This is a genomic window from Aurantimonas sp. 22II-16-19i (assembly GCF_002088275.1).
Classification (GTDB): domain Bacteria; phylum Pseudomonadota; class Alphaproteobacteria; order Rhizobiales; family Rhizobiaceae; genus Jiella.
Genome location: NZ_AQQS01000011.1, coordinates 114,889 through 128,972 on the forward strand (window position 1 = coordinate 114,889; position 14,084 = coordinate 128,972).

The 14,084-nt window shown below is 62.3% G+C and carries 14 protein-coding genes and 2 pseudogenes; 8 read left to right on the top strand and 8 right to left on the bottom strand.

Features of this window, described 5'->3' with window-relative positions; all coding sequences use genetic code 11:
* Positions 1-127: 127 nt before the first annotated feature.
* The 4 genes from ATO4_RS11250 to ATO4_RS11265 all read left to right on the top strand — a co-directional run bounded on the left by ATO4_RS11250 (position 128) and on the right by ATO4_RS11265 (position 4,202).
* Positions 128-1,333 carry a mandelate racemase/muconate lactonizing enzyme family protein gene (locus tag ATO4_RS11250; protein ID WP_083591609.1) on the top strand — a complete coding sequence of 402 codons (1,206 nt, stop codon included), beginning with the start codon at positions 128-130 and terminating at the stop codon, positions 1,331-1,333.
* Entirely contained in the window at positions 1,333-2,112 is a 780-nt protein-coding gene (locus ATO4_RS11255; protein ID WP_083591610.1) for an SDR family oxidoreductase, read from the top strand. Before ATO4_RS11250 ends, ATO4_RS11255 begins: the two co-directional genes overlap by 1 nt.
* Before the next feature lie 61 nt (positions 2,113-2,173).
* A complete protein-coding gene (locus ATO4_RS11260) occupies positions 2,174-3,223 on the top strand; it encodes an L-idonate 5-dehydrogenase (protein ID WP_083591611.1) in 1,050 nt (349 codons plus the stop codon).
* A 4-nt stretch (positions 3,224-3,227) separates the two neighbouring features.
* Complete coding sequence (locus ATO4_RS11265; protein ID WP_083591612.1) at positions 3,228-4,202, top strand: 2-hydroxyacid dehydrogenase; 975 nt, start codon at positions 3,228-3,230, stop codon at positions 4,200-4,202.
* Positions 4,203-4,450: 248 nt separating this feature from the next.
* Here ATO4_RS11265 and ATO4_RS11270 read toward each other — a convergent pair whose 3' ends face one another.
* The 3 genes from ATO4_RS11270 to ATO4_RS28350 all read right to left on the bottom strand — a co-directional run bounded on the left by ATO4_RS11270 (position 4,451) and on the right by ATO4_RS28350 (position 7,339).
* Positions 4,451-5,680, bottom strand: a complete 1,230-nt coding sequence (locus tag ATO4_RS11270; protein ID WP_083591613.1) for a HipA domain-containing protein — start codon at positions 5,678-5,680, stop codon at positions 4,451-4,453.
* Complete coding sequence (locus ATO4_RS11275) at positions 5,673-6,257, bottom strand: helix-turn-helix transcriptional regulator (RefSeq protein ID WP_083591614.1); 585 nt, start codon at positions 6,255-6,257, stop codon at positions 5,673-5,675. Before ATO4_RS11275 ends, ATO4_RS11270 begins: the two co-directional genes overlap by 8 nt.
* A gap of 578 nt (positions 6,258-6,835) precedes the next feature.
* A complete protein-coding gene (locus ATO4_RS28350) occupies positions 6,836-7,339 on the bottom strand; it encodes a zincin-like metallopeptidase domain-containing protein (RefSeq protein WP_245308698.1) in 504 nt (167 codons plus the stop codon).
* Here ATO4_RS28350 and ATO4_RS11285 point away from each other — a divergent pair.
* From ATO4_RS11285 to ATO4_RS11295, 3 genes are read left to right on the top strand one after another with little or no spacing between them, the layout of a single operon-like run.
* The gene (locus tag ATO4_RS11285) at positions 7,223-8,218 is read left to right on the top strand and encodes a tyrosine-type recombinase/integrase (RefSeq protein WP_210191059.1); all 996 of its coding nucleotides are present in this window, start codon (positions 7,223-7,225) and stop codon (positions 8,216-8,218) included. The two genes, ATO4_RS28350 and ATO4_RS11285, sit on opposite strands and share 117 nt — an antisense overlap.
* A complete protein-coding gene (locus ATO4_RS11290) occupies positions 8,215-9,144 on the top strand; it encodes a tyrosine-type recombinase/integrase (protein WP_083591616.1) in 930 nt (309 codons plus the stop codon). Before ATO4_RS11285 ends, ATO4_RS11290 begins: the two co-directional genes overlap by 4 nt.
* The gene (locus ATO4_RS11295; RefSeq protein WP_083591617.1) at positions 9,141-10,130 is read left to right on the top strand and encodes a tyrosine-type recombinase/integrase; all 990 of its coding nucleotides are present in this window, start codon (positions 9,141-9,143) and stop codon (positions 10,128-10,130) included. The genes ATO4_RS11290 and ATO4_RS11295 overlap by 4 nt, the downstream gene beginning before the upstream one ends.
* Positions 10,131-10,263: 133 nt before the next feature.
* On the opposite strand, the pseudogene ATO4_RS11300 reads toward ATO4_RS11295, so the two are convergent.
* A pseudogene (locus ATO4_RS11300) lies at positions 10,264-10,911 on the bottom strand (ArdC-like ssDNA-binding domain-containing protein); the annotation flags it as partial.
* 694 nt (positions 10,912-11,605) lie between these two features.
* Here ATO4_RS11300 and ATO4_RS11305 point away from each other — a divergent pair.
* The gene (locus tag ATO4_RS11305) at positions 11,606-11,941 is read left to right on the top strand and encodes a hypothetical protein (RefSeq protein ID WP_083591618.1); all 336 of its coding nucleotides are present in this window, start codon (positions 11,606-11,608) and stop codon (positions 11,939-11,941) included.
* Positions 11,942-12,047: 106 nt separating this feature from the next.
* Here ATO4_RS11305 and ATO4_RS11310 read toward each other — a convergent pair whose 3' ends face one another.
* The 4 genes and pseudogenes from ATO4_RS11310 to ATO4_RS11325 form a co-directional block, all read right to left on the bottom strand.
* Entirely contained in the window at positions 12,048-12,383 is a 336-nt protein-coding gene (locus ATO4_RS11310; RefSeq protein ID WP_083591619.1) for an addiction module antidote protein, read from the bottom strand.
* A pseudogene (locus ATO4_RS11315) lies at positions 12,380-12,682 on the bottom strand (type II toxin-antitoxin system RelE/ParE family toxin). The gene ATO4_RS11310 and the pseudogene ATO4_RS11315 overlap by 4 nt, the downstream one beginning before the upstream one ends.
* A gap of 195 nt (positions 12,683-12,877) precedes the next feature.
* Positions 12,878-13,183 (bottom strand): hypothetical protein, encoded by a 306-nt coding sequence (locus ATO4_RS11320; protein WP_083591620.1) that lies wholly within the window; start codon positions 13,181-13,183, stop codon positions 12,878-12,880.
* On the bottom strand, positions 13,183-13,752 hold the full coding sequence (locus ATO4_RS11325) for a hypothetical protein (RefSeq protein WP_083591621.1): 570 nt from the start codon (positions 13,750-13,752) through the stop codon (positions 13,183-13,185). The genes ATO4_RS11320 and ATO4_RS11325 overlap by 1 nt, the downstream gene beginning before the upstream one ends.
* Positions 13,753-14,084 lie beyond the last annotated feature (332 nt).

Below are 14,084 nucleotides of genomic sequence, written 5' to 3' on the forward strand. Positions count from 1 at the left end.
TGCGGCCTCAAACCCGTATGCGTTCGCCTGTGATATTTCACGGTATTTTGTGGAATGTCAACACACTCTTCTAAGGCGCGAAGGCTTCAGCGAAAGCGCGAACCCTAAAGACGATGGAGAAAGAGCGTTGAAGATCACCGCGATCGAGACACTGCGCACGCAGGAGTTTTCAAACGTCCTTTGGGTGCGTGTTCACACCGATGAGGGGACGATCGGGCTGGGCGAGACCTTCTACGGCGCGGGCGCCGTCGAGGCTCATATCCACGACACTCTCGCCGATCGGCTCCTGGGCAAGGATCCGCTGCGCATCGAGGCCCTTTCGCGTGAACTCGTGAACCTGCCGATGGCTCAGTCGTCGACCGGGGCGGAATACCGTGCGGCCTCCGCCATCGACCTGGCCCTTTGGGACATTTTCGGCAAAGTCTGCGACCAGCCTGTGCACCAGATGCTCGGCGGCCTGTGTCACGACAAGGTGCCTGTCTACAACACCTGCGCCGGCTACGGCTACGTCCGCTCTCACAAGATCAAGCCGGTCGACACCTGGAATTTCGGGGCATCGCAGGATGGTCCTTACGAAGATCTCCAGGGCTTCATGACCGATGCCGGCGCGATCGCCGAAAGCCTGCTCGAGCAGGGCATCACCGGCATGAAGATCTGGCCGTTCGATCCTCCCGCCATCGCGAACGATGGACGCTTCATCTCCACCGCAGAGATGCGAAAGGCCCTTGAGCCCTTCGAGAAGATCCGCAAGCGCGTCGGCGATAAGATGCAGATCATGGTGGAGTTCCACTGCTTGTGGAATCTGCCGACGATCAAGCGCATCGCCCGCGAACTCGAAGCTTTCGATCCGACCTGGTACGAAGACCCCATCCGCATGAATTCTGTCTCGGCGCTGAAGGAGCTCGCGGCCTCCACAAGCGTGCCGATCTGTGCCTCCGAGACGCTGGGGAGCCGCTTTCCCTACAAGGACATGCTGGAGGCCGGCGCCATCGGCGTCGTCATGACCGACCTCGTCTGGACGGGCGGCCTCACCGAGGGGCGCAAGATCGCGGCGTTGGCCGACACCTACCATCGGCCTTACGCCCCGCACGACTGCACCGGGCCGGTTGCCTATGTGGCGGCCGTCCATTCCTCGCTTTCGCAGCCCAACACGCTGATCCAGGAATCGGTGCGGGCCTTCTATACCGGCTGGTACAAGGAACTCGTCACCGAACTGCCGAAGATCGAGAACGGCCATGTCCTGCCCATGCAGGGGCCGGGCCTCGGCACCGAACTTCTGCCGTCGGTCTTCGAACGGTCCGACCTTACCACCCGCAAATCGGAGCTTTCCTGATGCCTGACGCCAAACCCAATCCACTGTTCGATATTTCCGGCAAGACCGCCCTCGTCACCGGCTCCTCGCGCGGGCTCGGCCGGGCGATCGCGGAAGGGCTCGGGGATGCAGGGGCGCGGCTCGTAATCAACGGGCGCAAGGCGGAAACCGTGAAGCAGGCCGCGGACGAGATGCGCGCCAAGGGCTACGAGGTCCTCGAAGCCGTGTTCGACGTCGCGGTCGAGGAAGAAGTCGAAGGGGCCTTCGCCCGGTTCGATGCCGAAGGCATCGAGATCGACATCCTCGTCAACAATGCCGGCATCCAGCATCGCCAGCTCATGGTCGAGCTGAAGCTCGCCGACTGGCAGCGCGTCATCGACACCAATCTGACGGCGGCCTTTCTTCTCGGACGCGAGGCGGCCAAACGCATGATCCCGCGGGGGAGCGGCAAGGTCATCAATATCGGCTCGCTGACCTCCGACCTCGCGCGCCGCACGGTGACGCCCTATACGGTCGCCAAAGGCGGCATCAAGATGCTGACCAAGGGCATGGCCGCAGAATGGGCCGAGCACGGCATCCAGGCGAATGCGATCGGCCCCGGCTACATGGTGACCGAGATGAACGAGGCGCTGCTGTCGGACCCGGAGTTCGATGCCTGGGTCAAGGGGCGTACGCCCGCCAAGCGGTGGGGGCAGCCGGACGAACTCATCGGCGCGGCCGTCTTCCTCGCGTCGCCCGCCTCCAATTACGTCAACGGCCAGCTCATCTTCGTCGACGGCGGCATGATCTCGGTGCTCTGACGGCGACGGCGGGCCAAGCCCGAGCTGCCACGAACCATCCATCAAGGAAGGAAACCATCCGATGCGCGCAATCGTCGCCCACGCCCCCCATGATCTGCGTTTGGACGAGCGCGAGGCGGCGGGAGATCCAGGTCCGGGCGAGGTGCGCCTGCGTCTCGCCGTCGGAGGCATCTGTGGTTCGGATCTCCATTATTATCACAATGGCGGCTTCGGCACGGTGCGGTTGAGAGAGCCGATGATCCTCGGACACGAGGTTTCCGGAACGGTCGAGGCCCTGGGCAAGGGCGTTTCGAAGCTCGCCATCGGCGATATCGGCGCGCTCAACCCCTCGCGTGCCTGCGGTCACTGCGAGGAATGCCGCCGGGGGCTGCCGAACCAGTGCCTCGACATGGTTTTCAACGGCTCGGCGATGCGCTTCCCGCATGTCCAGGGCCTTTTCCGCGAGACGCTCACCGTACCGGAGGCCCAGCTCATCAAGGCGGAGGGCGTCGCGGACGCCTCGCTCCTGGCGCTCGCCGAGCCCTTTGCCGTCTGCCTTCATGCGGCGCGCCGTGCGGGCGATCTATTCGGGCGGACGGTCGTCGTCTTCGGCTGCGGACCGATCGGGTGCCTCGCCGTCGCGGCAGCGAAGCTCGCGGGCGCGGCGAAGATCGTCGCCTGCGACGTCCACGACGCGCCCTTGAAGATCGCCGAGGCGCTTGGCGCCGACCGGCTCGTCAACACCGCGGCGAACCCCGGCGACCTCGATGATCTGAAGGCTGGAAAGGGCCGGACGGACTGCGTCTTCGAATGCTCCGGACATCCGGGCGCTCTCGCCGCCGCGCTCGAGATCTTGAGACCCCGCGGACGCCTCGTGACCGTCGGGCTCGGCGGCGCCATTGAAGTGCCGATGTCGCTCGTCGTGACGAAGGAGATCGAGGCGGTCGGCAGTTTCCGCTTCGACGAGGAGTTTGCCGTCGCCGTGAACCTCATCGCATCGGGCCGGGCGGATCTCAGCCCCCTCGTCACCCACCGAATGCCGGCGGCGCGAGCGATCGAGGCCTTCGATATTGCTTCGGACCGCTCGCAGGCCATGAAGATCCATCTCGATCTGCAGGACTGGGACGGTTGACGCCATGCTGATCGTCTTCCACGGCGCAAATGCCGAAACCTTCTCCATCGGCATTGAGGACCGGCTCGGGGCCGGTCACGAGGTGGCTCGCGTGTCCGATGCCCTCGATGGCGACGGCGAGCGCGAGGCCTTCGAAAAGGCCGAAATCATCGTCGGCATCGCGCTCAAGGAGCACCATCCGACCCCGCGCGCTTTGAAGCTTTACCTGTCGCCTGCAGCGGGCGTCGACCAGATCGACGTCGGCTGCCTGCCGGAGGGCTCCACCCTCTGCAACGCCTTTGGTCACGAGACTGCGATCGCCGAATATGTGATGGCAGCGCTGCTCGCGCGCCACGTGCCGCTCGTTCGCGTCGACGCCCAGCTCAGGCAAGGCAACTGGGAACATTGGGCCGGGCGGCCGACCGGCCTGCGCAGCGAGCTTCGCAGCCAGACGCTCGGCATCGTCGGCTTCGGCCATATCGGCAAGGCGATTGCGAAAGCCGCGAAAGCTTTCGGCATGCGCGTCCTCGTCGCCAATCGCTCGGTGGTCGAGCCGACGGACGTCGTTGACGAGAGCTTTGGTCTTGAGAGGCTCGGCGAGATGGCACCGATGGTCGACGTGCTCCTTGCGACGCTGCCGCTGACGGAAGAGACGCGCGGACTGATCGGTGCCGACGTTCTGTCCGCCCTTCCCAATGGCGCCGTCATAATGAATGTCGGGCGCGGAGCGGTGATCGAGGAACACGCCCTTTACGACGCGTTCGCGTCGGGCCGTATCTCGGGCATCATCGACACTTGGTACCGCTATCCCTCGGTCGAAAATCCCGAACCGCATCCCTCGGAGCTGCCGTTCCACGAATTGCCGAACCTATTGATGACGCCGCACATGTCGGCCTGGACCACCGGGACGATCGCACGGCGCCAGGAGGTGATCGTGGACAATGTCCGGCGGATCTCGCGAGGCGAGCTTCCTGTCAATCGCGTTTATCCGCATGGCTGAACTGCGAGGCGGTCGATGACCTTGCCGGCATCTGCCGGCGCCGCTCGGTTCGCATGACGATCCGGGATGGTCCGGAAGTTGTCTGCGTCCGCTCCGTCGTTCACATTGCGCGCTCCCCCGCGGATATTTCCGACGTCAGGATTCAGAATTGTCTGAATGGCTCGGGCCGGATCGTCGAGGGGCGACATGCTCTGCTTCTCGATCGATCAGAAGACAGTCAGTGCCGCGAATTCGTGACCGGGTTCTTGTCATGCCAGTTCGCTGTAGAGCGGCACGGTCGGGGCATGGGCGTCGATTGCCGCTACGACGTTAGCGGCGAGAGGAAGATGCCCCTTCTCGGTCTCCCACACCTGCCGGAACCGTTGGACGGTTTCGGCGGCAGTGTCGACGACAAGCTTTTCCGGCAGAAGGGCTTTGGCCGCCAGATGCCGAAGCTCATCTGCATCGAAGTCGGCCATCTTCTTCGTCCGGGAGAAATTCAGGGCGGCCGTGTCCTCGCCCTCGATGTAGGCGATGGTCGAAACGAGATCGTAGGCTGGCGAGAGCATGGCCGATCGCTTATCCGGATAGATCAGCGACCAGTTTTTGAGATGCATGTCGCCATTGCCTATCAGCGCACTGAATACGAGGCGGCGAATGAACTCGGCAGCGCCGGCGTCTCCTGCCTCAGTCCCGATAACGCGCGCGATGTTGGCGTAGCTGGCACGCTTGTATTTGTCGTCCGGAAAGACCCCGAAAACCTGCGCGAAATCCTCGGTGTGGACCGGACCGTCGCCGGTTCGGTCGAAGCGGCTGACAGCAAGCGCTCGTCCCTTCAGCTGGCCGACGCCTTCTGGAATACCGGCGATCGCATCGAGAGCCACCAGGTTGATGACAGGCACCTCCATGCCGATCATCCCAGCGATCGTCATCATTGAGAACTCGTTCTCCGGAACCCCGGTGAATTGCTGGGACGGAAGCTTCACGATCCAGGAACCACCAACGCCTTCGGCGGGAATGGTCAGGCCTCCGCCCTTCCCTGTGTTCTCGAACGCGGAGAATTTCAGTTGCACACCCGCGAGCGAAAAGCGCAGCGCATTGGGTTTGACGTTCTCCGGCAAATCCTCGCCGGCACCAGGTGGAAAGGCGTTACCAGCCGCCGGATGGATCGAGAGTGCTCCGGGCAGGTCGAGCCCCAGCACCCAGAGCAGGAAGAATTCTCGCTGCTGATTGACCCCGGCCCGCTCGGCGAGATAGCGGCGTAGGCCGCCCTCCGGCAAAAGGTTCGAGAAGAATGGCGGTACAACCCGCTGTGTCGGGCGGATCCTGGTGATGAGGGCGCCCAGATCATCCTTGAACGATAGGCTGAGGGTCGGTCGATCCGGGTTCCCGACATAGTCTTCGTTGAAGGTAAAGATCGTCCGATCGCCCTGCAAATGGGTCAGCGTGCCGATAGGCTCGTCGTAGAGCCGCACGTCGAGAACCGAGACGTCAGGCATCTCCATCGTCCAACAAATAGGCGGGTCGCGGCTCCGACGGACTGGCATGGGCGATGGAGTTGCGTAGTCGCTGCAGGCTTTGCGCGATGTCACGCACGACAGGGTCCGCCTGCGCGTTCGCCTGATAGCGCTCGAGGCGGACGATCAGCTCACGCACCAGCTGCATTTCCTGATCGCTGAGATTTACCCGTCGCAGAAACCGAAGCGTTTCTTCGATGCGATCGAGATCGGCGGAGCTGCCGTCAAGCTGCTTCATTTTCTTGACCAGCCGCTCGGCACGGGCAAAGCGCTTGTTGTCGGGATGACCGGTACGGATATGCATGTCCGGTGTTGCCTGCGCCTTGATCAGGCCTCGCACCGCGGGCACGAGTTTCTTCGGCACGAGCATGAGCTCGAGATCGAGCGCGCGTGTCATATCGATGAAGCTCGACAGCCCGGGCTCCATCTTGCCGCTCTCAATTTGGGAAATATGGCTCTGCGTCAGCCCCGCCCGTTCGCTGAGCGCGCGCTGACTCATATCCGATGCCTCGCGCACCTCACGGGCATGCGCAATCAGGCTTTCGCTCTGATAGGCCATGATACAGATTCCTAATCAAATTCAAAGCTGCGATCAGGATATTATATCTAACCAACGGCCTAGCCGACGTCAAGAAATTTGATATAGGATAATGATAAATGCTGAATCCTAATCCAGAAAAATATATCGTATTTTTGGCTGAAAGCCGAATGCGAAAGGTCGCTGGGTTCCCGAGAAAGCCAAGCAATTCGAGACCGCTGCCGAGGCGTCACGCCGGTCGAGCGATTTCACCGCTTTTTGAGAGGACGGTGGGTAAAAGCATACGGGCGGAGATCGCCGCTCGCGCCCAAGGTGAGGGATACGAAGCTCGCATCGTCAGCTCCATCGACGTCCTTGCAGGACGGAGGATCGATCGACTTGACCTCTATGGCGTCCGCAATCTCCAGGCCGCGCAGCGGCCTTCGGCGCGAAGCGCCGGGGCGGGCCGGTACAGGGTGGGCTCAGCTCGCCCCCGGCCCGGGCATTTTCTGGGTTCCTCCTCGATCGCTGCCAGGGGATGCGGCTGCCGCTGACGGCACCCCGGAAATTCCGCCGCACCATGACGGCGCGGCGGCTTCTCCCCGACCACCAGTGGCAGCTCAGGCGGCGATTGCACCGGTCTCCTTGGCCTTCGTTGCATCGTCGCGATCGACGCTTTGCATGATGAAGTCAGCGGCCTTCTGGGCTTCGCTTGCCGCTCGGAAGATCGCGCGCTTGTCCTCCTTCAACGCCTTCAGCCACCCCTCGACATAGGCGGCCGACTGGTCGAATGTCGGCTGTACGCCAAGGCGAACGCTCAACATGCACGCGCCGATTTCGGCCACCAGTTCCTCGAAGGCATAGGCTTTGCGGTCATTGAACCGCTTGAACCGCTCAAGGCGTTTGTCTCCGCCCGTCCAGTGGGTCTTATGCCGATATCGGCATAAGACCCATAATGCCGCGACCCGGATTATGCCGCGCGGCGTCGGAATGGCGCGGTCAGCGGCATGATCACGCGCTTCCAGTTCGGCATAATCTTCCGTGCTCCAGCAACATGGAGCATCACGATTATGACCGACATACTTACTGAGGCGGGGACCGCGCGAGCGGTGCTGCTCGCCAATTTCGAGGACTATCTCGTCAAGCAGCGCGGGCTGAGCGCGCGAACGATCTATCACACGCTGCGGTTCGCTAACCGGTTCCTTGATCATCGCTTTGGTGACGGCGCGATCCGCCTCGCGGACCTTCGCCCCGCGGATGTCATCAGCTTTATCGAGCATATTCTGGCGACAGCACGCCGAGACAAGACGGTTGCGACGCATGTTCGCATCTTCCTCCAATATCTGTTTGGGTGTGGGGCGACGGCCAGCAATCTGGCGCTGAGCCTTCCCAAGGCGGCCAAGCGCTGGGATGCGCGGCTCCCCCGACATCTGTCGCCCGATGGTGTCGAGGCGGTGCTCGCTTCGGCGCGCAGTAATCCGCGATATGGCGCGCGCGACTATGCGATGCTGCTGATCATGGCGCGGCTCGGCCTGCGCGCGGTCGAAGTCATCGCGATCCAGCTCGACGACATCGACTGGCGTGCTGGCGAACTGACGGTGCGCGGCAAAGGCCAGTTGCACGACCGGATGCCGATCACGCCGGAGGTCGGCGACGCGCTGAGCACCTATCTGCGCGAGGAACGTGGCCGGGCGACCTGCCGCACACTGTTCGTCACGCAGCGCGCACCCTATCGACCGTTCAAGGACGGGCAGATCGTCAACGCGATCCTCAAGGACGCATTGAAGGCGACCGGACAGAAGCCGGTGACTCCCTATGTGGGATCGCACCTGCTGCGTCATAGCCTTGCGACCCAACTGGTGAACGCGGGCGCATCGCTTGACGAGGTCGGCGACGTGCTGCGGCACCGTTCGCGCTCATCGACCATGATATATGCCCGGCTCGACATCGACGGGCTGCGATCCATTGCGATGCCCTGGCCGGTGGCGGGAGGCGCGCAATGAGCCTCATGCCCCAGCTTGATCGCTATCTTAGCGTTCGCCGCAGCCTCGGTTACGATCTGCGCACTAGCGAGCGCATCCTGCGCCGTTTCACCAGCTATGCCGATACCGAAGGTGCGGCCCACATCGGCACGGCGCTGTTCGTGCGCTGGCACGCAACGCTGGCAGACGCGAACGCGTCGACCAGAGCTACGAGGCTGCGTGTAGTGCGCCTGTTCGCGCAATGGCTGAGCGGCTTCGATCCCGCGCACGAGGTGCCGCCGCAAGGGTTGCTGCCGGACTCTTCCAACCGGCCTCGTCCGCACATCTACACCATTGCCGAGATCGCGGAGATTGTTGCAGCCGCCCGTGAACTGCCGTCGGTCTACGGCCTGCGGGGGCACACCTGCTCGACGCTGTTCGGGCTGATCGCGGTCACCGGCCTGCGGATCAGCGAAGCGTTGGCGCTCGACCGCGATGACCTTGATCAGGGCGTGCTGCGGGTCCGGCGTGGAAAGCTTGGTCGCGAGCGACTGCTGCCGCTCGATCCGGGCGTGGTGGCACATCTTGATGCCTACCTTGCCGAGCGGGACCGCCTGATCGGACACGCGGCGAAACCGCTGTTCGTCACCGGGAAGGCGACGCGGCTGACCGACTGCTCGGCCCGCTACAACTTCGCGCAGGCCTGCCAGCGGATCGGGTTGCGATCCCACCAACGGTATCAGCGACATGGCCGGGGACCGCGTATCCACGACCTGCGTCACACCTTCGCGGTGCGCACGATGATCAACTGGTATCGCACCGGCAAAGACCCGGCGCGCGAGATGATCCGGCTGACGACCTATCTGGGCCATGCCAACCCCTCCCACACATACTGGTATCTGGAAGCGGTGCCGGAACTGCTCGATCTGGCGATGGCGCGCGCAACCGCTGGGGAGGTGGCACGATGAGCGCCGCCTTGCCCGCGCTGATCCAGCGCTTCTTCACCGATCGGCTCTGCACACAGCTGGAAGCGAGCCGCCACACGGTCGCGGGCTACCGCGATACGTTCCGGCTGCTGCTTCGATATGCAAGTGCTGAGCTTGGCAAGCCGCCGGTCAAGTTGACGGTCGAGGACATCGACGCCGATCTGGTCGCCAACTTCCTCGTCCACACCGAGACGGCACGGGGCAACACCGCGCGCAGCCGCAACACCCGGCTCGCCGCCATCCGGTCGTTCTTCCGCTTCGTCGCGATGACTGACCCGACCTGGCTGCTGCACTGCCAGCGCGTGCTCGCGATGCCCAACAAGCGCTACGTGAAGCGCACGGTGACGTTCCTCGATGCTGACGAGATGGCCGCGTTGCTGGCAGCGCCGGATCGCTCGACATGGGCAGGACGGCGCGACCACGCGCTGCTCCTGCTCGCGGTGCAGACTGGCCTCCGGGCATCCGAACTGGTCGGCCTCACGCTGGGTGATGTGGTGCTCGGCACCGGCGCGCACATCCGTTGCTTGGGTAAGGGCCGAAAGGAGCGTGCCACACCGCTTCGCCGTGATACGGCTAAGCTGCTGGCGACGTGGATCGGCGCCGACAAGGATGAATGCAGGCCGCTGTTCCCGTCGATCCGGGGTGAGCGACTGAGCCGGGATGCGTTGGAGCATCTGGTCCGCAAGCACTGCCTGACGGCTGCGCGGATATGCCCGAGCATCGGCGCGAAGCGGGTCACGCCACATACGCTGCGCCACAGCAACGCGATGGACCTGCTGCATCACGGCGTTGATCCAGCGGTGATCGCGCTCTGGCTTGGTCACGAGAACGTTGAGACCACCCAGATCTACATCCACGCCGACATGCGGATGAAGCAAAAGGCGCTCGCCCGCGTCGCTGCTCCGCCCACGCCGTCAGGCCGGTTCCGTCCTGACGACCAACTCCTCGCGTTCCTGGAAGGGCTCTGATTATGCCGAACCGCCGCGCGGCCGAAGGCCAGAAAACTACACTCAACCAGAGGCCGTGCGGCATAATCCGGGTCGCGGCATTATGGGTCAGCTCGTGGGCGAGCGTCCCATAGTAGCCTTGCGCAGCGTGAAAGGTCGCAATCGGAGGCATATGGATCACGTCGCGGCGCCGGTCGTAGAAGGCGCGTGGTTCGCGGGTGCTCTCAATCATCGCGCCCGTGCGGGCAAAGAAAGCATCAAGCGTGGGATCGGCTTCGGTACCAAGGTCGCGCGCCGGGTCGGGGCGAGTGTAAAACTCCTCCGGCAAACCGTCGATTTGATCGGCATTGAACACGCGGTAGGCACGGCAATAGGGAACGCGCCTTTCCTCGCCGTTGTCGTCCTCGCGCTCGACGGTGCCATACTTGACGACGCAGGCGGATTTTTCACCTTTGCGCACCTGCCCGCCAAGCTCGCCAGCCTGGCGATAAGTCATCCATCGCGCCGACGAATAGCCCTGCGTCGCCGCCGTCGCCCACAACATCAAAACGTTGATCCCGCGGTACTCGTCGCCATTGAAGCGGCGAGGAAGACAAGCGCCGGCAGCGCCGCCGGTCCACGGCTTGCGCCACGGCGGAGTGCCCGCCTCGATCTGCGCGATGATTTCGTTGGTAACGTGGTCGTAAACGTCGAATTTCGCCTTGGCCATCTGTGGCCTCCTGTGTGGTGAGGCGGTGGGATCTGGCTGCCCCGTTCCGCGATGGGCTGCGCCTTCGCCGGTCTGATCCGCCCGAAAACGCATGTTTTCGGCGGAACAGAGTGGAGGAGGGCGTAGCCCGACCCACGGTCCTGGCTCGGTCTGTCATGGGATCGGAGCCGGGGGGGTGGTGCGGACCGCAGCAACGCGAGGACACGGCCCCCCGGCGGAGACGACGCGCAGCGGCGCTTGTCCATTGACAGGGCGAGGCGGGACTGTTGGGCGGACCTCGAAGAGAAAGGTGTCGGGGCGGGGGTGAGCGCGGGCTTGCCCGCGTCGATCCAGCGCACCGTCTTTGTTTCAGAGCGATCGCCGCGCATGCGCGGTGATCTCCAAACTCTCTTGCCAAGCACACATCACGCGAAGGGACGAAATCCATAGCCTGGGCGTTGCGCCCGCATCAGACCGGAGCTCGTCAGACCGTACCCGGCGCGTCAGGTGGCAGGACGTGCGGGGCGCGAAGGCTGAGAAGCCCGCTTACAGGCCTGGTCGGATGCCGGCACAGTGCAAGGGATATGAAGCAGCCCCGTCTCTCGCTCTTGAATTCAATACAGTTACGAGAAATTCTCGCTATAAAACAATGACTTCGTATGATGATTGCGTAGACCGGCATCGAAATGGGCATATTGATGTTGATATCTGGAATTACTCTAAAATTATAAGTCGGACATATTTTTGATATTATCGATACGTACGCCTCCTGATGGGATTTATCATGTAAATAGTGAAATCGAGTCCGATGATACTCACTTATAAGAACACGGCGCGCGAAGATGAATTCATCCAACTTGTCAAAGATGGTTATCGCGTTGAAGTAATTTGTGCGAAGTCGGCTCGCAAACAGCATGCCAATTGGTACGGACGTTGGTTCGTTCGCGCGGTGAATGAAAAGAGCGGCAAGGAAACCGTGCTCGTCACTGCGAGAAAGTCCGATGACGGCGCGCGGAAAATGCAGCCTCGTTTCTTTCGAACCCTGCCAGGCCTGTTCAGCTTTCTCTATGAGAACGATTTATCCTCGATCATCGCAGTGCCAGCGCAGAGCGGCATGAGGTCGGTCCAGCCCGACACCGACTGATGCCGGGCGGGCTGGGTGCCACATGCTCCGGGTCCGGTAGATCTGCCGCGAACACGGCTCCGCACGCATGGCCCGCATGGCCGAGTCGGACATGCGGGTTTTTTCTTTATGAAGTGGTCAAGTCGCGTTCGTCTCGAAGCGGGACCGGATTGACGGGATGAAAAGCCAGTCGCAGACCAAGCGCCTTGGACACTTTCATGATGGTTTCGAGCGTTGGGTTGCCTTCCCCGGATAGCGCTTTGTTGAGACCTTCACGGCTGATCCCGGTATCTCGGGCAAGCTGGCTCATATTTCTGGCGCGGGCGACGACACCAAGAGCGTGAGCGATAGACGCAGGATCATCGCCAGCTTCTTCAATCGCCGCTTCCAGGTATTCCGCGATGCTCGCATCGTCCGTCAGATAGTCGGCGGAGTCGTAGCGGGTCAGCTTCTCGACGGTCATATCTGATCTTTCCATTTTTCGGCCAAAGCCTTCGCGGTTTGAATGTCCGTCGTCTGGCTGCTTTTGTCCCCGCCGCAGAGCAACAGGATCATAACCGCCCCGCGCTGCATGAATTAGACGCGGTAGCCGGGTCCGTAGGCGATGCGGAGCTCTGAAACACCTTCGCCAACGGGCTTCACGTCGCCGGGATTGCCGGCTGCCATCCGATCCAACCGAACGGCGATCCGGGCAACGGCGCGGCGATCTTTCAGGCAGGACAGCCAGTCATCAAAGACGGGGGTGCGGAACAGCTCGGCCATATGGCAATTATAGTTATCAGTTGGCCTCAGTGTCAACTATAGTTATCAGAAAGAAGTCGGTCTCGGCGCAACCTTACCCCCACCCAATCGGGTCGATATCGATCCTTCACGACAACAGACGTGAACCAGCTTATGGCGTTTCCACCAACCTGATCGGCGACAGGGATTGCGCGAAGTGGCCGCTGGTTGGCCGACCTATTCGGCGCTGTCGTAACGGATCACGGCGTCTTTTCCGAAGTATTGGATCCAGCGCTTGAAGACGGTATCCGCCTGGGAAAAGGCTCGACGCGACTCGTTTTGTAGGCATCGCATATAATCCTCGATGCTCTCCATGTAGTCGGCATATTCTTGATTGATGTATTCTCGCAGCTCCGGGTCGTTATCAGGCGGAGCGTAGGGGTAAGGCTCAACGGGCGGAACGCAGGCTTGGCCATGGGCCATACCCACTATGGCCATGCTCGCCACTGTTGTGAAGAAGAGATGGCTGACGGCCGCCTTCATCAGTCGGTGATGACACGGACAAATCCGCCATAGGTGCCACCGGTTCTCCACCGCTGCCAGCCGGGCGAATAGGCGGCGTCAGTTCCGGGCTCGACCGTGATGTGGGTGCGCAGATCATAGTATTCGGGCGCAGACTTGCCGACATAGACGGTCGTTCTGCCGTCGCCAAAGCCGTAGGTGGTCGAACTTTTATAACAGAACGCGCGCACCCCGGTCTGCCGATCGTCGATGCCAACCTCATGGTAGAGCGTCTTGCCCTCCGGGCAGGAGAAGGCTTCGCGCGAGGTCACGGGCAACCAACCATATTCCGCATCGTAGTCGTCGTATGGCGTGCCGTCGTTCATGAGGCACGTCCCGATCGGCGACTTTGGCGGGGTGGACGTGATGCGGTCGATCATATGATTGAAGGCATCGGTGCAACCGACCGGAAAGCCCCCCGCGAGACACAGGATGAGCTTGCAGTCGATGTCATAGGGTTCCGCGGCCCTGGCCAACGGAACCCGTGAGCTGGCCGCACCGAAGACCAGCGCAGCGACTGCGACGGTGGATAGGACGGGGTTCTGCTTCATCAGGCACTCTTGCTTGGCCGGGGTCCCGAGGCTCCATCTCGTATCCTATCGCGATATTGAATTTTCAATCAATTCTTAAATATGACGAAGTTGTGATTTTGTGCACAATGGTCGCCTTGGACGCCCAGCCGCGGCTGCTTTTTCTCTTCGCGAAGAGGCTGCAGCTCACTGCGCTCCCGCCGAAGCGCATCATCCACTTTGGCAAGCGTCTCAGGCAAGAGATCTCCGAGTGGCTCGGCATCAGCTGCTTGGATCGCGGCGATCTTGACCGGCCAAATGCGCGATGGCGGCACCCCGTGCTGGACTCTCTGTTATGCACAGCAACCGGCGGC